General features: G+C 55.9%; 13 protein-coding genes and 1 other RNA gene. 4 read left to right on the top strand and 10 right to left on the bottom strand.

Annotated features, from left to right (window positions below):
* Window positions 1-30 precede the first annotated feature (30 nt).
* Genes ACTJJI_RS05560 through ACTJJI_RS05545 form a run of 4 tightly spaced genes read right to left on the bottom strand, consistent with a single transcriptional unit; the run spans window position 31 to window position 4,831 of the window.
* Complete coding sequence (locus ACTJJI_RS05560) at window positions 31-978, bottom strand: fimbrial protein (protein ID WP_182381614.1); 948 nt, start codon at window positions 976-978, stop codon at window positions 31-33.
* A 1-nt stretch (window position 979) separates the two neighbouring features.
* A complete protein-coding gene (locus tag ACTJJI_RS05555) occupies window positions 980-3,520 on the bottom strand; it encodes a fimbria/pilus outer membrane usher protein (RefSeq protein WP_440653359.1) in 2,541 nt (846 codons plus the stop codon).
* A gap of 44 nt (window positions 3,521-3,564) precedes the next feature.
* Complete coding sequence (locus ACTJJI_RS05550; RefSeq protein ID WP_014831579.1) at window positions 3,565-4,242, bottom strand: fimbrial biogenesis chaperone; 678 nt, start codon at window positions 4,240-4,242, stop codon at window positions 3,565-3,567.
* Window positions 4,243-4,300: 58 nt separating this feature from the next.
* Window positions 4,301-4,831 carry a fimbrial protein gene (locus tag ACTJJI_RS05545; RefSeq protein WP_050859578.1) on the bottom strand — a complete coding sequence of 177 codons (531 nt, stop codon included), beginning with the start codon at window positions 4,829-4,831 and terminating at the stop codon, window positions 4,301-4,303.
* A 356-nt stretch (window positions 4,832-5,187) separates the two neighbouring features.
* Between ACTJJI_RS05545 and ACTJJI_RS05540 the strand changes: the two genes are divergently transcribed.
* Window positions 5,188-5,847, top strand: a complete 660-nt coding sequence (locus ACTJJI_RS05540; RefSeq protein ID WP_440653357.1) for a helix-turn-helix domain-containing protein — start codon at window positions 5,188-5,190, stop codon at window positions 5,845-5,847.
* A 66-nt stretch (window positions 5,848-5,913) separates the two neighbouring features.
* Window positions 5,914-6,543 (top strand): helix-turn-helix domain-containing protein, encoded by a 630-nt coding sequence (locus ACTJJI_RS05535; protein ID WP_014831576.1) that lies wholly within the window; start codon window positions 5,914-5,916, stop codon window positions 6,541-6,543.
* A gap of 44 nt (window positions 6,544-6,587) precedes the next feature.
* Here the strand turns inward: ACTJJI_RS05535 and ACTJJI_RS05530 are convergent, their stop codons facing one another.
* From ACTJJI_RS05530 to ydiJ, 3 genes are all read right to left on the bottom strand, one after another.
* On the bottom strand, window positions 6,588-6,782 hold the full coding sequence (locus ACTJJI_RS05530) for a YdiH family protein (RefSeq protein ID WP_003857766.1): 195 nt from the start codon (window positions 6,780-6,782) through the stop codon (window positions 6,588-6,590).
* Between the two features lie 86 nt (window positions 6,783-6,868).
* Window positions 6,869-7,279, bottom strand: a complete 411-nt coding sequence (gene menI / locus ACTJJI_RS05525; protein WP_046887873.1) for a 1,4-dihydroxy-2-naphthoyl-CoA hydrolase — start codon at window positions 7,277-7,279, stop codon at window positions 6,869-6,871.
* Entirely contained in the window at window positions 7,276-10,332 is a 3,057-nt protein-coding gene (gene ydiJ / locus ACTJJI_RS05520; RefSeq protein WP_440653354.1) for a D-2-hydroxyglutarate dehydrogenase YdiJ, read from the bottom strand. Before ydiJ ends, menI begins: the two co-directional genes overlap by 4 nt.
* Window positions 10,333-10,531: 199 nt before the next feature.
* On the opposite strand from ydiJ, the gene ydiK reads away from it, so the two are divergent.
* Window positions 10,532-11,647 carry an AI-2E family transporter YdiK gene (gene ydiK / locus ACTJJI_RS05515; RefSeq protein WP_440653352.1) on the top strand — a complete coding sequence of 372 codons (1,116 nt, stop codon included), beginning with the start codon at window positions 10,532-10,534 and terminating at the stop codon, window positions 11,645-11,647.
* A gap of 209 nt (window positions 11,648-11,856) precedes the next feature.
* Window positions 11,857-11,964, top strand: an RNA gene (gene rprA / locus ACTJJI_RS05510) — antisense sRNA RprA.
* Window positions 11,965-11,969: 5 nt separating this feature from the next.
* Here rprA and ACTJJI_RS05505 read toward each other — a convergent pair.
* The 3 genes from ACTJJI_RS05505 to ppsA all read right to left on the bottom strand — a co-directional run bounded on the left by ACTJJI_RS05505 (window position 11,970) and on the right by ppsA (window position 18,361).
* On the bottom strand, window positions 11,970-14,345 hold the full coding sequence (locus ACTJJI_RS05505; protein WP_440653350.1) for a glycoside hydrolase family 3 N-terminal domain-containing protein: 2,376 nt from the start codon (window positions 14,343-14,345) through the stop codon (window positions 11,970-11,972).
* 3 nt (window positions 14,346-14,348) lie between these two features.
* Window positions 14,349-15,749 carry an MFS transporter gene (locus ACTJJI_RS05500; protein WP_046887870.1) on the bottom strand — a complete coding sequence of 467 codons (1,401 nt, stop codon included), beginning with the start codon at window positions 15,747-15,749 and terminating at the stop codon, window positions 14,349-14,351.
* 233 nt (window positions 15,750-15,982) lie between these two features.
* The gene (gene ppsA / locus ACTJJI_RS05495; RefSeq protein WP_440653348.1) at window positions 15,983-18,361 is read right to left on the bottom strand and encodes a phosphoenolpyruvate synthase; all 2,379 of its coding nucleotides are present in this window, start codon (window positions 18,359-18,361) and stop codon (window positions 15,983-15,985) included.
* Window positions 18,362-18,479: the final 118 nt, after the last annotated feature.

The raw sequence follows: 18,479 nt of genomic DNA, 5'->3' as shown, positions 1-18,479 counted from the left end.
TCCTTAAGGATAATTTCATCATGTCACCTGTTATTGGTAGGTCAAATTAAGCGTGGCAGAGGCATTTGCCGAGCCGGATTCGACGGTCGTTAAGGTCTGGTAATAGCGTGCCGTTAACGGGAGCGTCTCCTGCCCGCCTGCAGACTGTTTTAATAAAAGACGACTGTTCAAGACCAGTGGCGTGCCATTATAGAGAAATTGCACGCCAACGCCTTTTGCCGTGCCGCTATTTCCCTGCCCGGTTAATGCCATGACGCTGGTGTTGGCACTGTCCGGATTCTGTATTCCGCTCAGGGAAACCGTAATATTGGTGCCGGCACTGCAGTTTAATCCCAGGTTTTGCGTATTCTGCGCAACCGCTGGCGTGGTCCCCACCACGCTGCCAAATGCCGCGGCCGAAATATCCCCCATCGGGAAGGTCAACTGTGGCGTGGCGATCGTGCATGCCAGCGCATTGATTGTTCCGCCGGTAAGTTGCGTGGTCAGCCCGTCGCGGTAGATACCGTCGCTGCCCTGAAGCGTGACCACACCTATTGCACCAGGCGTTAAGGCACCGGACGACACCGGGCCGGTGACAACCAGTTCGACCCGGCCACCATACCAGTCCACGTATGAGGTTTGCGCATTATACGAGAACGTATTGCTCGGGTTTTCAAAGTAGGCATTCGATGAGAATCGAATGCCTACGCCGCTGACATTAGTGTTGTAAACGTGGTTTCCGTAGCTGCTCAGCGTGGCACTGTTATATCGCATGCTAAAACCCAGCATTAACGGATTAGTACATCCGCTAAGATAGGATCCCGTATACGTTCCCGCACCAGAAAAAATCACCGTGCCGACAGGCGCATCGCGCTGAACATTGATTGTCCCCACCGATAATGTCGAAAGCTGCGGTGTAATGGTGGTGCAGGTTCCCGCCCGGGCGATGTGCCATGCGCAAAGACAGCACAGCAGTAATAACATGTTGATCCGTTTCATCTTAATGCTCCTGGCGACACGAGACGCTGATGTCCGTAATTCCGCCGTATTGCGATCCATTCGGCAGGCTAAAATCTGCCCGACACTGCTGGTGAGGTTGATGTCCCCATGTTGCCAGGACTGTGCCCCGGTCGCGCAGGCCGGTTAAATAGACCTGGCCGCGATCGCCCACGATAAAGCTGCTCTTGTCATCATCCGCCAGGGTAACAACCGCGCCAAACGGCACGAACTGATCAGGCGTCGTCAACGTCATCAGCACCCGACGTCCGACTTTGGACAAATAATCGGCTTTCACCACCGCACCACGTGTAGGTGTGACCGTGCGCGTGTTGATCTCCAGCTCCACATCATCAGGCATATTTTCAGGATCGAGAGCGAGATCGTTTTTGCGGTATACGGAGAGGTTATTCACCACCGTATATCCCCGGTAATCCGTCCGTACGCCGGACTGGTTACGAATATTCACACCATGAGCGCCAGGGGCTTTGATTAACGCATTGGTTTCTCCCAGCGGCTGAGACAGCGTTATGCCATCAGCATGGGCGAGGATCCCCCCCTGCACACCATAATTAAGGCGTTCGCTATGTTTGTCGTAGCCATATCCCGCCGTGACCTCGCCGTACGTGCCTTTGTAGTCACCGTTCAGCGTGCCGGTATACCCCACGCCATCCGTGCCGTAACCTTGCTGGATATTCCAGTTCAGCGCGCTATTGTTGAGAGCCACCCCGTTCATGCCGATACTGTGCGTCGTGCCATTGTTCTTACTGGTATTCAGGCCATAGTTGGCCCACGTCTGCGGCAGGAATTTATCCAGCGGCACGCTGACGGTAAACGCCAGCAACTGGTCGTGGTCATAGGTCTTTGTACTTCCACTGCCGGATGAGGTCGGGCCCCCATTTTTGCTGTATGTCCAGGTCACGCCATAACTGATGTTGTTCCAGTTGTTGTTGTAGCCGACACTCCACGACGCCATTGATTTGTCGGTGTTCCAGTAATCTTCCCGTGCGGCGCTGAGCGTCAGCGCCCCCCGCTCATCACCCAGCGTCTGGCTCATCGTCAGCTCCACGCGGTTACGTCGTCTGTTCAGAAGCGCACTGCTGTCTCCGTACGAGTCCAGCACGTCCTGGAGCCCGTAATAGCCGCGTGTTGAATAACGGTATCCTGCAATCGAAAAGTTAGTGCCGGTATTCAGCACGTTCTTGCTGTAGCGTGCGCGCAAGGATTGCCCCTGCGTTTTCGCGGTATGGGCCAGTGTTGACCAGGCCTGGGTGACATCGGCGGAGAGCGCCCCGAAATCCCCCATGTTTTTACCTGTGCCGACAGCAAACGACTGGTACTTGCCGGAACCCTGCACCCCGCCATATAGCGTAATGCCATTCCGCAGCCCATAAATACCGCTGACCTGCCCGAACGGGGTTTTCTCCACGCTGCTGTTATAGGCGCGATACTGTCCGCCGGTGAGGGCATATTTCAGTCGCCCTTCACGCTGCAACACGGGTACCGAGGCATACGGCAGCGTGAAATGCTGCTCGCTGCCATCTGCCTCTTTGATGGTCACGTCTAAATCGCCCGCGCCACCGGTGGGATACATATCGGTAATTTCAAACGCGCCCGGTGCCACATAGCTTTGGTAGATCTGATAGCCATTCTGGCGAATCACGACCTGCGCATTGGTGCGCGCGATCCCTCGCACCACAGGAGCATAGCCTTTCAGGGAGTCCGGCAGCATGTCATCGTCCGACGCCAGCTGAACCCCGCGAAAAGGCATGCTGTCAAAGACATCCGCCGGGGCGGAGCTGTCCCCAAGGGTAAGCTGCGCTTTCAGGGGTATCACGGCACGTTGCAGGTAGCTGTAGACCGTGTCCCATTGATCTTTCCCGGCAGCATCCCGCGACCAGGTGGTGTAGTTGCGTAAACGCCACGGCCCGATATTGACCCCTGGACGCAGGTTCGCATACTGGGTGTTGCTACTGACCCCCTCGCCCGCTCTCGCCCGGCTGTTTGCCCCACTCAGGCTGTAATTGAGCATGGCTGCCGTGATCCCTTCATCCCACATCTCCGGCGGCACATAGCCTCTTGCCGGCAGATCGATGGCAGCCTGCGGAATACTCAACACCAGACGCTGGGCAGCAAACTGAAAATCCGCACTGGCCTGTGGAATAGCCTGAAGATTGACGCATTCACTCTTCTCTGCATCAAGCGCTGGAAATAGTGCCGTTTTCACGCCCCAGCGTTTTAATTGCGCAAGACTCAGACAAGGTTGCAATGACGCATCGCCGTTGTCGGCTTTGCTCGCGGTAAACTGAATATCCCCCGTCTCCAGAAACGCGTCGTCGACAATAATATCGACATGGTAGATCCCCGGTGCCTGCGAGCCTGATTCAAAGGCCGACAAATCGGCTTTATCCATGCCTGGATTATCCAGCTCAATTAATTCGGTGTTAAAGGCAACACTGGCGTAGAGCGAGGTTGAGGATCCGCCAAACGCTAAGGCGATAAACATCGCCAGGCGTGCGGGTTTCATCGTGTTATTTACCGTCATTGCGAATTACCGGGTTAATGCAGGCGTTGCCGTTTGCCAAAGGATCACAAACTGGCTTGATGTAATACGCCGGGACTGCCATAGTCGTTAATAATTTTAAACGTGAGTGAATTTCCCCTTGCCTCGTTGGGTAATACAAACCGGGCTGAGGCGCCGGGTAACACGTAGGTCACATCGTCCAGCTTTTTCCCCCCCAGCGTAATTTCATTAAAATTGACGACATATTGCGTGGGGTTGTTGACCTGAATTTCATTCCCGGCTCGTTGCCAGGTTAATTTATTAGCCTGTTCTTCTGGCGTAGACGCCCGCAAACCTTCTGGCCGGTAGATCAGTTTGATGCGCGTTTTCACTGCTATTTGCAGGGCGTTCGTCTGCTTTGATGCCGAAGGGATCGCTTTGATATTCAGCCAAAATAAACTTTCCTGCTCCTGAGGCAGTGCACCAGTCATCACGATCCGCTCAATATTTTTTTGTCCTCCATCCAGCCGATATAATGGCGGTGTAATAATAAAAGGCGCTTTACCTGAGTTCCCTTCCTGCATATCTATCCATGACTGAATTAAATAAGGCGCACTGTCCGGATTAGTTATGCTGATTGACGCTTCTTTTTTAGCCCCATCGAAAATGATTCGGGTGCCGCCAATAATGACCCCGGCGTGAGCTGTGGTCAGCGTCAGTGCTGACAGCGCCAGGGCCAGTCCTTTTGTTTTGATAAAACGCATGAATACCTCATACCACAACGGGGCCGGGTTGGCCCCTTACTGATTGCTGCCAAAAATATTAGTTGTAGACCACGGAGAAATTCGCGACAGAATTCGCCGGACCAGCGGTGACCGCCGCTGCGGTGGAAATATACTGCGCATAGAAACTCAGCGTATTATCCATGGTGCTGCTCAGCGCATAGCTATAGCTGTTGCTGCCATGGAGCGGCAGATCGGCCTTATCCGCACTCATCAGGTTAATCGCCACACCGGTCGCCGCGCCCGCCGCAGACGAATCAATCGCCAGCAGGCTGGAATTCGTGGCATCCGGCGTACCATCAAAGCGAACCTTCGCGTTGGTGACCGTCACCGGGCAATTTTTCAACACGATATTAAATTGCGTGGCTGCGGTTCTGGCCCCGGTGGTCGGGAATTCGGTCTTATAATAATCGCCCAACACCACCACCTGATTCTGTGAAGCCACATCAACGTCACAGGCGGAATCCAGAATATTACCGTTAAAATTAACGGTACCCGCAGCGGCGAAGGCGTGTGTTGCTGTCAGGGCAGAACCGACTGCCAGCAGTGTTATCATCATTTTATTGTTCATCATTAAATCCTGTATCACTTTATTTATTACTGAAATCCAGATTACATAATTCGGGCCTCATCAGCCGATGAACGAAATTTATACAACTCTTTTCCGACACACAATCTATTTTGAGGTCTAGCTGTAGACTTCTCTTTAACAAAATAAATACATTTCAGTTTTGAAATTTCTTAAGCGATTATGTTTCCGGTCTACTTTTAGACCCCTAATTTACGCCCTTACAATTCATATAATTAGGCTCGTCATTTACTGCGGTCTATTTTTAGACCCGTGTTAAATATTCCACGACCCGCTGTTTTTTAAGATAATTCTTTATATCGATCAAATAATGATCGCGTCCGTGAGTGAGGTATCTAATGAACACCCGAATGGCTCCCAGTCTCGATAATGAAAAAGCCACCGTGCTTACGGCTAAACCCTATAAGCACATCGAGAAATTAATCGATAACCTTCTTCCCTCTGCACAAAGACGCATACTGTCGCGAGGGGAAATGATCCATTATTACAATAACGATATTCGTCAGTGTTTTTTGTTGCTGCAGGGCAGCGTGGCGTTGCACCGTCGGGGAGATGGCATTGTATTAAATTCAGAATCCTCGCCGTTTGTTCTTGGCGTGAGCAGCCAGTTCTCCTCAGAGCACCTGTACGTCAGAGCGCTGGAAACCTCCGAGATCGCGGGTATTTCGCTGGAACGGTTTAATCGCCTGGTTGCGCAACACAATTTATGGGAGCCCTTTGCGCACCTGCTGATCTATACCGCCTCCCGGGTCTACGAGCATTGCTCGCGGATCTCACAGATGTCAGCCTATGACATTATTCGCTTTCAGCTGGTTGAGCTGATGCAGGAGCCTGAAGCTATACGGCTGAACATGACGGCGGCAGGGTATATACAAAGCCGCACCTGGCTGTCGCGCAGCGGAATTATGCGAATACTGGCGGAACTGCGCACCGGAAAGTACATTACGATGGAGCGCGGCGTGCTGCTTGATGTCCATCATTTGCCGCGGAAATACTGACCCTGGTGCTGTCGGTGGTGCCGAGTAAGGCTATAATCAGAAAGACGATTCTTTCAGGTTCAGGTTATGTCCACCACAGAAAAACCCCATCGTGGTTCTCCTTATGCGCAAGCGCTGATTACGCACTTACAGCCCTACTCTACGCTTCGCAACACGGGTCGCGGGGAGCAGCTGGATCTGGTGGTTAATGGCCGGGGGATGAGTTATTTGATTCTGGAAGGGACCGTTGCCATTTACCGACGCAGCGACAATCTGATGCTGTCGACGGCGAAAAGCCCGGCGTTATTTGGCGTGGCCAATATCAGTGACATCTTTTTTGACGACTACCTGAAAACGGTGACGCCCTGCAGGATCGGTACGCTGCCCACAGAGCAGCTCAACGTCATTATCCAGGAGAAGGCGTTGTGGGGGCTGCTATCAAACCATCTGATGTTCATGTACAACCGGCTCTATAACACCGTCATGCCGAAGGGGGCGCCGACGGCTTATGAGATGATCCGCCAGCAGCTGATGCTGTTAATGAATGAAGATGAATCCTATCGCCGGGGGATCACCGCTGAACGCTACATTCGCGACAAAACCCAGCTTTCCCGTAGCGGCGTGATGCGTATCCTGGCGGATTTAAAAACCGGCGGGTTTATCGAAATGGATGACGGCAGGCTGATTAAAATCAACAAACTTCCCGCCCGATACTGAATTGCAGACACAAAAAAGGCCGCACTCGCGGCCTTTTTATTCTCTCAATGGACGTGAACGCCCAAGCGCCAGGCAAAATAGATCTCTTCTTTCAGTTCATTCGAAGAGAGCGCCAGCAAATCTGTGAACTCCAGTTCAAGCTGTTTCAGCTTTTTCAGGTACTGCGCCGGAGACAGGTTGCTCTTATCGCGACGTAAGTATTCAATTGCCAGTTGCGTTGGGGTTATTTCAGTATCCATGATGTCCTCGCTTATGTACAAATCCTGACCAGTATATCACAACGCCCTGGCTAGTTTTTGACCAAATGCAAAAACAACGACAAAATTTACACCACCGCTGTCGTCAGCCGCGACGAGCAGCACAGCCGATCCTGCTCATCGAGAATATCAATCTGCCACACCTGATGACGGCTACCGGCGTGCAGCGCGCGGCAAATACCGCGCACGCGTCCGCTACGCACCGAGCGAATATGGTTGGCGTTCACCTCCAGACCGACCACCTTTTGCTCCCCTTCGGTACACAGATAGCCCGCCACCGAGCCCAGCGTTTCGGCCAGCACCACGGACGCACCGCCATGCAGCAGGCCAAACGGCTGATGCGTGCGATGATCGACAGGCATGGTGGCCTCCAGGTCGTCCTCGCCGATACGGATGAACCGGATATCCAGCAACCCGACCATATTCCCCTCGCCCATGGCGTTTAACGCCTGTAGCGTGACGGCACGTTTCCAGATCATCCGATAATCTCCAGTAAAGCCTGTAATGGGTGGCGTACGCCGTTACCCTCTACCCGTTTCACCTGGCTTCGACAGGAGTAGCCCGTTGCCAGGCAGCGGTTTCTTGGCAAACGCTGCATCGCCTGATGCCACGACAGCTCGTAGATACCGAGCGAGTTGGCGTGATTCTTGACTTCATGCCCGTAGGTGCCCGCCATGCCGCAGCAGCCAACGCTGACGCTCTCAAGCTTCGCGCCGAAACGGGCAAAGATAGAGGCCCATTGCGCAGGTGCCCCTGGCAGCGCGGTGACCTCGGTACAGTGGCCAAACAGGTACCACGACTCACCGCTGACCTCCATGGCGGAGGTCTGCTCCAGGGCGGCCGGCAGCCACTCATGTACCAGCATAACGTGGAAATCACCGCGTTTATCGCCCAGCGTCTGCGTGTATTCATCGCGATAGCAGAGCACCAGTGCCGGATCGACACCCACCATCGGCATCCCCAGACCGGCGACCCGGTTGAGGAAATCAGACGTTTTTTGCGCCGTTTTCGCGAAGCGGTTGAGGAAGCCTTTAATGTGTTGCGCCTTACCGTTGGGTGAGAACGGCAGGACTACCGGCTGGTATCCCAGCTTTTCCGCCAGGCGGACGAAATCGGCCACCACCTGCGCGTCGTAGTAGCTGGTAAAGGGATCCTGCACCACCAGCACCACCTTCGCTTTTTGCTCAGGGCTTAGCGCCTCAAGCTGCTCCAGGGTCATGTTTGCCGAGCGGTGCCCCACCAGCTGGCGCTGCAGCGACGGTACCGAAAGCAGCGGCAGATCCACCATCCCGATATGTTTTTCGGAAAGCTTGCGTACCAGCGGCTGATTAATAAAGAAGTTGAAGGTCTTCGGCGCCCGCGCCATCAGCGGCGCATAGCTCTCCACCGTTGCCACCAGATGGTCGCGCATCGGGCGCAGATAGCGCGTGTGGTAGAGCTGCAGGAAGCGTGAACGGAACTCCGGCACGTCGATCTTAATCGGGCACTGGGTCGAACAAGCTTTACAGGCCAGGCAGCCGGACATCGCCTCTTTCACCTCATGGGAGAAATCATACTCGCCCTTATTCGCATGCCAGCTGTTGCGGGTGCGCTCAATCAGGGAGCGCAGGCTGGCCCGTTTTTCCGGCAACTCCTGCTCCAGCTTGAGGGGATCCACCCCGCGGTCGGCCAGCAGACGCAGCCATTCGCGTACCAGCGTCGCCCGCCCATTTGGCGAATGGATGCGGTTGCTGGTAATTTTCATCGACGGGCACATCGGGCTTTTCACGTCGAAGTTAAAGCACAGGCCGTTGCCGTTACACTCCAGCGCCCCGCGCCAGGACGCGCGCACGGCAATCGGGATTTGTCTGTCGTAGGTGCCGCGCTTGACGGCATCCACCTGCAGCATCGGCGCCTCAATCCCTTCGGGGGGGCAAATTTTCCCCGGATTGAGACGGTTATTGGGGTCAAACGCCGCTTTGACCTTGCGCAGCTCGCCGAAGAGCTGTTCACCGAAGAACGCCGGACTGTACTCGGCGCGGAACCCTTTTCCGTGTTCACCCCACAGCAGGCCGCCATATTTCGCGGTTAACGCCACCACCTCATCGGAGATCTGTTTCATCAGGATCTCCTGCTGCGGGTCGCACATGTCCAGCGCCGGACGCACGTGCAGCACCCCGGCATCAACATGGCCGAACATGCCATAGCTCAAGCCGTGGCTGTCCAGCAGGGCACGGAATTCAACAATATAATCCGCCAGATGCTCAGGGGGGACACAGGTATCTTCGGCAAACGGAATCGGCTTAGCGGCACCTTTGGCATTGCCGAGCAGCCCCACCGCTTTTTTACGCATCGCGTAGATACGCTCAATGCCGGCCAGATCGTTACAGAGCTGCCAGCCAATGACGCCACCTTCGCCCTGAGCAATCAGTTCGTCCAGCCGCTGACAGAGCGTGGTCACCTGGCTGTCGATAAGCTCTGCATCGTCTCCGGCAAATTCAACGATGTTAAGCCCGAGCATCTCTTTATCTGGCACATCGGTAATCAGCTCCCGTACGGAGTGCCAGACGATATCTTCCCGCGCCAGATTAAGCACCTTCGAGTCGACGGTCTCCACCGACAGCGCCTGCGCCTCAACCATAAACGGGGCATTACGCAGCGCGGAATCAAAGGAGTCATATTTGACGTTCACCAGGCGGCGAACCTTCGGCAACCGGGTGATATCCAGCCGCGCCTCGGTAATAAACGCCAGCGTCCCTTCGGAGCCGGTCAGCACGCGGGTCAAATCAAACTGGGTCAGTTCGTCGTTAAAGACATGCCGCAGGTCGTAACCGGTCAGGAAACGGTTCAGTTTGGGGAATTTGTCGAGGATCAGCTGGCGGTTATCGCGACAGCGTTCCAGCACGGTGCGATAGATGCGCCCGCTTGCGGTATTCTCTTTACCCAGCGTTTCCGCCAGCTCGACCGGCATGGGCTGGGTATCCAGGATATCGCCGCCCAGCAGCACCGCGCGTACGCCCAGAACGTGATCGGAGGTTTTTCCGTAGACCAGCGAGCCCTGCCCGGAGGCATCGGTGTTGATCATCCCGCCGATGGTCGCCCGGTTGCTGGTGGAAAGCTCCGGCGCGAAGAAGTAGCCGTAAGGTTTGAGATACTGGTTGAGCTGATCTTTGATGACGCCCGCTTCGACACGCACCCATCCCTCTTCAGGATTGATCTCGATGATGCGGTTCATATAGCGCGACATATCTATGATGATGCCCTGGTTCAGCGCCTGGCCATTTGTCCCGGTGCCACCGCCACGCGGGGTGAACACCAGAGCGCTAAAACGTTCCTGGGTGGCCAGCCGGGCGATAAGCGCCACATCGGCCGTTGAGCGCGGAAAGACGACTGCATCGGGAAGAAGCTGGTAAATACTGTTATCGGTCGCCATCGTCAGCCTGTCGGCATAGTTCGTGGCGGTATCACCTGTAAAACCCTGTTGCTCCAGTGCCTGCAAAAAATTAAGCACCAGCTGAACGACGCCAGGTGCTTGAGAAATCTGTGGGATCATGACTGTCGACCCTAATTAGAGTGGGATGAAACCGTTTGCGTTGTGTCTGGAAAGTTTTATCACATTTTTTTCTTATGTGCTTCGCTGAATTACGGGCAAAATCCGCCTGTCAAAAATCGCTGATATCATTAATGATTAGAGAGACGCGGTTATCCGTTCCCGCCAGCCTCGCTGGTGTTTATTAAGGAAAGTTTCATTTATGGTCAATCTTCGCCAGCCCAGGGATGTTGCGCAAATTATGCTGTCGGTGCTGTTTCTGGCCCTCATGATTATTGCGTGTCTGTGGATTGTTCAACCTTTCATACTTGGCTTCGCCTGGGCCGCGACGGTGGTCGTGGCGACCTGGCCGGTGCTGTTACGTCTGCAAAAACTGCTGTTTGGCCGCCGCGGTCTGGCGGTACTGGTCATGACGCTGCTGCTGTTCCTGCTGTTTATTATTCCAATTGCGCTGCTGGTGAACAGTCTTGTCGATTCCAGTGGCCCGGTGATTCGCGCCATCACCAGCGGTGATTTAACGCTGCCGGATCTCGCCTGGCTGAACAGCATTCCGATGGTGGGCGCCAAACTTTACAGCGGCTGGCACAGCCTGCTGGAGATGGGCGGCAGCGCGTTGATGGCGAAAGTACGTCCGTATATTGGCACCACCACCACGTGGTTTGTGGGTCAGGCGGCCCATATTGGTCGCTTTATGATGCACTGTGCGCTGATGCTGGTCTTCAGCGCCCTGCTCTACTGGCGCGGTGAGCAGGTAGCGTTGGGCGTTCGCCATTTCGCCACCCGACTGGCCGGAAAACGCGGTGACGCCGCGGTTCTGCTGGCGGCGCAGGCCGTGCGGGCGGTTGCGCTTGGCGTGGTCGTCACGGCGCTGGTGCAGGCGGTGCTGGGCGGTATCGGCCTGGCCATTTCTGGCGTGCCGTACGCCACCGTGTTTACGGTGGTGATGCTGATGACCTGTCTTGCGCAACTGGGGCCGTTGCTGGTGCTGGTCCCCAGCATCATCTGGCTTTACTGGACGGGGGATACCACGTGGGGAACCGTTCTGCTGGTCTGGAGCTGTGTGGTCGGCACCATGGATAACGTGATTCGTCCCATCCTCATCCGCATGGGCGCGGACCTGCCGCTGATCCTGATCCTCTCCGGCGTCATTGGCGGGTTAATCGCCTTTGGGATGATCGGTCTGTTTATTGGACCGGTGCTGCTTGCCGTCACCTGGCGTCTCTTCTCCGCCTGGGTACACGAAGTACCGCCGCCGGGAACTGACCCGGATGTGATTTTGAGCGAACTGGAAGAGCTGGAAGAAAAGAATACGCAGTAAGGTATGTTGCCGGGTGGCGCTGACGCTTACCCGGTCTACATTCTCCCCTGCAATACTTAAACGTTGCTAAACTATTTATTCGCTGCGCACTGGTCCGACCCGCCTTTTTTGCTCTAAGTCCGCTATTCACCTCAAGAAATCTTTACTTCTCTTTAACTATTGAGACGAATCTGATCGACGCTCAGGGCTGGCATGCCTACTATTAGCTCACGGTTATAAATCAACACCTTGATTTATAAGCATGGAAATCCCCTGAGTGAAACAACGAATTGCTGTGTGTAGTCTTTGCCCATCTCCCACGATGGGCTTTTTTTTATCCTGACTACGCGTGCTGAACCTGACAGGTGCTTAGCATGCGCCATTCAGCAGGCAGCACCCGCGTCTCTCCCGTCACATTGACCGTCACCACGTCGCGAATATCCGCCGACGATGCCCCCAGCTGCAGCTCAAACTCGCCCGGCTCAACAATGCGTTTGCCGTCCCGACGGGTAAAGTTGAACATCTCCACGGGCAGCGTAAAAGTGAGCGTGGCCGTTTCGCCCGGCGCGAGCGCCACGCGCTGGAACGCTTTCAGCTCCTGAAGCGGCCGCACCTGCGTGGCAACCTTATCCCGGACGTACACCTGCACCACCTCGCTGCCGCTGCGTTCACCGCGGTTGGTGACGTCAATACTCAGCACCACCTCGCCGTCAACCGGTACGCTGTTTTGCGCGAGGCGTGCTGCGCCCCAGTTAAATTGCGTCCAGCCAAGGCCGAAACCAAAGGGATAGCGGGAGCCAAAGTGGAACGCGAATGGCGTGCCGCCGCTTTTCAGCTTGTGGTTGTAGTAGTACGGCATGGCGCCCGCACTTTTCGGCACGCTCACCACCAGACGTCCCTGCGGCTCCGCGCGGCCGGTTAACACATCGGCAATCGCCCAGCCCCCTTCCTGCCCAGGCGCCCAGGCCATCATCAGCGCCGCGACCTTATCTTCCAGCCCCTGAAGGTTGTACGGCCGCCCGCCGGTCATCACCACAATCACCGGTTTGCCCGTGGCGACCAGGGCGTCCAGCAGCTGTTGCTGAACGCCAGGCAGGTTCAGGGAATCGGTATCGGATCCTTCCCCTACTGTGCCGCTCTGGAACAAACCGGCGAGGTCGCCGACGCAGGCCACCACCACGTCGCTCTCCTGCGCGGCGTTCACGGCTTCGGGGATCAGCGCGGTACTTTGCGACACCGGCGACTGCTGCATCGGTTTGCCCCCGCTGTCACCCGGGAAGACCGGCGCACCCGCCATCCGTTTTTCAATGATGTGACACCCTTTGGCGTAACGCACGTTCGACGCGCCCAGATAGTGCTCCAGCGCCGCGCGCGGGGTCGTCACCTGCGAGGTTTCGTCAACCATATCGCTGATAATTAAATGCACCGGGAAGCTGTAGCCGCTGAGCAACGCCAGCGGATCGTCCGCCGTGGGTCCCACCACCGCCACGCGGGGTTTGCCGCCGAGAGGCAAAATGCCGTTATTCTCCAGCAACGTCAGCGAGCGGGTCGCCACCTCACGTGCAACCTGCCGGGTGGTCTCATTTTGCAAATCAATGCCGCGTTCATCGGCATACGGGTTTTCAAACAGGCCGAGACGGAATTTTTCGGTCAGCACGCGTCCTACAATTTCGTCCACTTTTGCCATGGAGATCAGACCACGCCCGACGGCCTCGGCCAGATGGCGGGCGCAGTCATCTTTCGGCAGCTCGACATCGAGCCCGGCGTTAAAGGCCAGTGCGGCGGATTCGGTCGCATCATGCGAGACCCCGTGATGCTGATGCAGCAGGCTGACGCCGCCATAGTCCGCCACAACGATCCCGTCAAAGCCCCACTGTTCGCGCAGGACGGTGGTCAGCAGGAAGTGGTCGCTGTGCCCGGGCTGATTGTCGATATCGTGGTAGGCTGGCATCACCGACCCGGCATTGGCCAGCTTCACCGCCATTTCAAACGGCAGCAGGAAGGTATCATTCAGTTCGCTAAAGCCCAGATGAACCGGGGCATGATTGCGCGCCCCTTCGCTGAACGAGTGGCCCACATAGTGCTTAAGCGTGGCCAGCAGATCGCGTTTATCGCCCTGCAGCCCTTTAACATAGGCCGTGGCCATCACGCCCACCAGCCAGGGATCTTCGCCAAAGGTCTCTTCCGTGCGCCCCCAGCGCACATCGCGGGAGACATCCAGTACCGGGGCCAGCCCCTGCTGGCACCCCACAGACCGTGCCTCTTTACCTATCTGCTCTGCTGCCTGCTGCACCAGGGCCGGATCCCAGGTTGAACCGTAGTTCAGCGAGGACGGGAACAGCGTCGCATCTTTGCACAACAACCCCACCAGACACTCCTCATGGAACAGCGCCGGAATGCCAAGCCGCGTCTCTTCCATCATCATGCGCTGCAGACGGTTGGCGGCGCGCACGCCGGTTTGCGCATCAACGATATGGGTGCCCAGCGGACGGGTGATCTGCCCGACGCCCAGCTTCAGTCGTTCGCTGAGCGAGGCCTGTTCACTCACCCCCGCGAATTCATCACTCAAGTCGCTGCGCTCACGGTGGTTGCCGTTTTCATCGAGGATCAGCCAGTAAGCATGCATCTGGGCAAATTTCTCTTCCGGGGTCATGCGTGCCAGTAAGTCGGCGACGCGCTCGTGCACGGGACGTCCCGCGTCCTTATAGATTGCAGTCATGTTTTACTCCTGTAGGGCGGAAGGGGCAGCCGGGCTGAGTTGCCCTGCTTCTGGCCGCACGTCGCGCTTGCTGGCCAGTTCGCGGGCGATGGTATCCACCAGCCGGCTGTTGAGTTTGTAGATGGCAAGCAGTGCGACCATGCAGAGGAACAGCACGCACGGAATAAGGGTAAACAGTGCGTTAATGGTCGTGAGTACGTGCGGCGCCTGGGTTGCCTGGCCTGGCGCGTAATCCACCATCCCGAGCACCCAACCCACCACCGCTCCGCCCAGCGCCAGACCAAACTTGATGGCAAACAGCGCGGTGGAGAAGACCAGACCATCAAGCCGACGGCCGCTGCGGTGCTCTTCGTAGTCGACCACATCGGAGAACATGGTCCACTGCAGCGGCGTGGTCAGGTTCTGGATGAAGCTAAAGACAATATTGAGGCCGAAAATCAGCCAGACCTGTGAAGGCGGCAGGAAGAAGATCAGCGCCCCGAAGATCACGAAAGAAATAATGGTCCACTGATAGGCGCGTACGCGGTCAAATTTCCCCAGCAGCCGTTCGGATAATAATGCGCCACTTAAGGAGGCCACCATCCCGGAGACGATAAAGGCAAAGACCAGTTCCGGGCGCAACAGCACATAATTCACGTAATACATCGTGGCAGAGCCGCGCGTCACGACCGCCGTTAACAGCAAAATATTAAACAGGAACACAATTCGCCACTGGCTATTGCCGGCCAGCAGTTTTAAATCGGTGAGCATGGAGCCAGAGGTGTCATTACGCGGAGAATAGCGCTCGCGGGTCATCAGGAAACAGCAGAAGAATAAAATAATCCCCAGCAATCCCATCAGACTCATGGCATAGAAATAGCCTTTCTGTACGTTGCCCTGCCCTAGATGCGAGACCAGCGGCAACGCGATCACCGTCACAATCAACCCGCCGATAAACGACAGGCCAAAACGCCACGACTGCAGCGAATGACGCTCGCGCGGATCCAGCGTCAGCGCGCCCGGCATGGCGCAGTAAGGGACGTTAATGGCGGAATAGATGAGGCTTAAAATCCCGTAGGTCACGCAGGCATAGACGATTTTCGCCGTGGGCCCGACGTCGGGAACGTAGAACGTAATGAGGCAGCTTACGCCAAACGGAATGGCAAACCACAGCAGCCATGGACGGAAACGACCGTGACGCGTTTGGGTGCGATCCACCAGCGCGCCTATACAGGGATCAATAAAGGCGTCGACCACGCGCACCACTAAAAACATGGTGCCCATAATGGCCGCGGGTAAACCGAAAACGTCTGTATAGAAATAAGCAAGAAATAACGTCGCTGTTTGCCAGACCAGCGCACTGGCCATATCACCTAAGCCATAACCTATTTTATCTTTGGTACGCAGTACAGAGGAGATTGTCATTTGTTATTTGCCTTTTTATCAGGTTAAAACGTATTTCAACCAGTTGCGCAAAATCCTGTTGATTTGCGCGGTAAGGCTCAAGTATTAGCAACGCTTTGCGCGCTAACAATTGTCTAAACTAACAGACAAATTATGATATTTGGTTTTTTACTTTATTTGTGATGGGGAGCAAATATAAGCGGAAATAAAAAAGGCGAGGATTATTTCCCTCGCCTTTTCAGATACGGATGACGTTACTTATTCAGTTCAGCCAGGCTCAGCCAGGTTTGCACCACGGTATCCGGGTTGAGGGAAAGACTGTCGATCCCCTCTTCCATCAGCCAGGCCGCGAAGTCTTCATGGTCAGATGGGCCCTGACCACAAATACCGACGTATTTACCCTGTTTCTTCGCCGCACGGATGGACATCGACAGCAGGGCTTTCACCGCCTCGTTGCGCTCATCGAACAGCTCAGAGACCACGCCGGAGTCACGGTCCAGACCCAGCGTCAGCTGCGTCATGTCGTTAGAGCCGATAGAGAAGCCGTCGAAGTGCTCCAGGAACTGCTCTGCCAGCAGGGCGTTGGACGGGATCTCACACATCATGATGATCTTCAGCCCGTTCTCGCCGCGCTTCAGACCCTGGCGCGCCAGCTCATCCACCACCGCTTTCGCCTGATCCACGGTGCGTACAAACGGGATCATGATCTCAACGTTGGTCAGCCCCATGTCGTTGCGCACGCGTTTTACCGCTTCACACTCCAGCGCGAAGCAGTCGCGGAAGCTGTCGGAGACATAACGTCCGGCCCCACGGAAGCCCAGCATCGGGTTCTCTTCTTCCGGCTCGTAACGCTCGCCGCCCACCAGGTTGGCGTATTCGTTAGATTTAAAGTCCGACAGACGCACAATCACGCGCTTCGGATAAAACGCCGCGCCGAGCGTCGCGATCCCTTCGGTCAGACGGCCAACGTAGAACTCTTTCGGCGAGTCGTAACCTTTCATCATCTCGCGGATCTCGTTCTGCAGCTTTGCGTCCTGTTCGTCAAACTCCAGCAGCGCGCGCGGGTGAACGCCAATCATACGGTTGATGATAAATTCCAGACGCGCCAGGCCCACGCCTTCGTTCGGCAGGCAGGCGAAGTCAAACGCGCGGTCCGGGTTACCGACGTTCATCATGATCTTCAGCGGCAGGTCCGGCATGGTATCGACGCTGGAGCTTTTCACGCTGAAGTCGAGGATGTCGGCATACACGTAGCCGGTATCCCCTTCGGCACAGGAGACGGTCACGTTCTGCCCGTCCTTCATGCGTTCGGTTGCGTCACCGCAGCCGACAACCGCCGGGATCCCCAGCTCGCGGGCGATGATCGCCGCGTGACAGGTACGGCCGCCACGGTTGGTGACGATAGCCGCGGCTTTCTTCATGATCGGTTCCCAGTCCGGGTCGGTCATGTCGGTTACCAGCACGTCGCCCGGCTGAATGCGGTTCATCTCGCTGATATCGTGGATCACTTTCACCGGACCGGCACCAATGCGGTGACCAATCGCGCGGCCTTCCGCCACGACTTTGCCCTGTGCGTGAAGGGTATAACGCTCCATGACCTGACCACGGGAGCGAACGGTTTCCGGACGCGCCTGGACGATGAACAGCTTGCCGGTGTTCCCGTCTTTGGCCCACTCGATGTCCATTGGACGGCCGTAGTGTTTTTCAATCTGCACCGCCTGCTTCGCCAGCTCCTGCACTTCGGCGTCGGTCAGGGAGAAGCGGTCGCGCAGCTCCTGCGGTACATCTTCAATTTTCACCTGCTTACCATGCTCCTGGGTCGGGGCATAGATCATGCGGATTTTTTTCGAGCCCATGGTGCGGCGAACCACCGCCGGACGGTTAGCGGCAAGCGTCGGTTTGTGGACGTAGAATTCGTCAGGGTTCACGGCCCCCTGCACCACCATTTCACCCAGACCCCACGCGGAGGTGATGAACACCACCTGGTCGAAGCCGGATTCGGTATCGATGGAGAACATCACGCCGGAAGAGCCCACGTCGGAACGCACCATACGCTGTACGCCCGCGGAGAGCGCCACGCCGCGATGGTCATAGCCCTGGTGTACGCGATAGGAGATGGCGCGATCGTTAAACAGGGAGGCGAACACGTGTTTCACCGCCACCAGCACCGCATCGTACCCCTGGACGTTCAGGAAGGTCTCCTGCTGCCCGGCGAACGAAGCATCCGGCATGTCTTCTGCGGTTGCAGAGGAGCGCACGGCGAAAGAGGCCTGCGCATCATCAGCGGAGAGCTGGTTGTACGCGTCGTGAATGGCTTTTTCCAGTTCCGGCTGGAAAGGTGTGTCGATAATCCACTGGCGGATCTGCGCCCCGGCTTTGGCAAGCTCGGTAACGTCATCAATATCCGTTTTATCCAGCAGGTCGTAAATGCGCTGGTTTACACCGCTCTGGTCTAAAAACAGGTTAAACGCATCGGCGGTTGTGGCAAACCCGTTTGGTACGGAGACACCCATACCGGACAGATTTGTAATCATTTCACCCAGGGAGGCATTTTTGCCCCCAACTCTGTCTACATCATTCATGCCGAGTTGGTTATACCAAAGCACCAGCGGTGACGAGCCATTGTTGGACATCGAAACAATCCTTTTGTGATATTTGATCGGAGTAAGAAACACCTGACTACGTATTTATACTGGCATAATTATTAGCGCTAAAAAAACGGTGAATCGTGTAAGCAATTTAAATTTTCAA

This window comes from Enterobacter sp. 22466 (assembly GCF_052044775.1).
In the GTDB taxonomy this organism is placed as follows: Bacteria; Pseudomonadota; Gammaproteobacteria; order Enterobacterales; family Enterobacteriaceae; genus Enterobacter; species Enterobacter dissolvens.
Note: the sequence above shows the minus strand (reverse complement) of the source record. Positions and strands in the feature narration are given on the sequence as shown.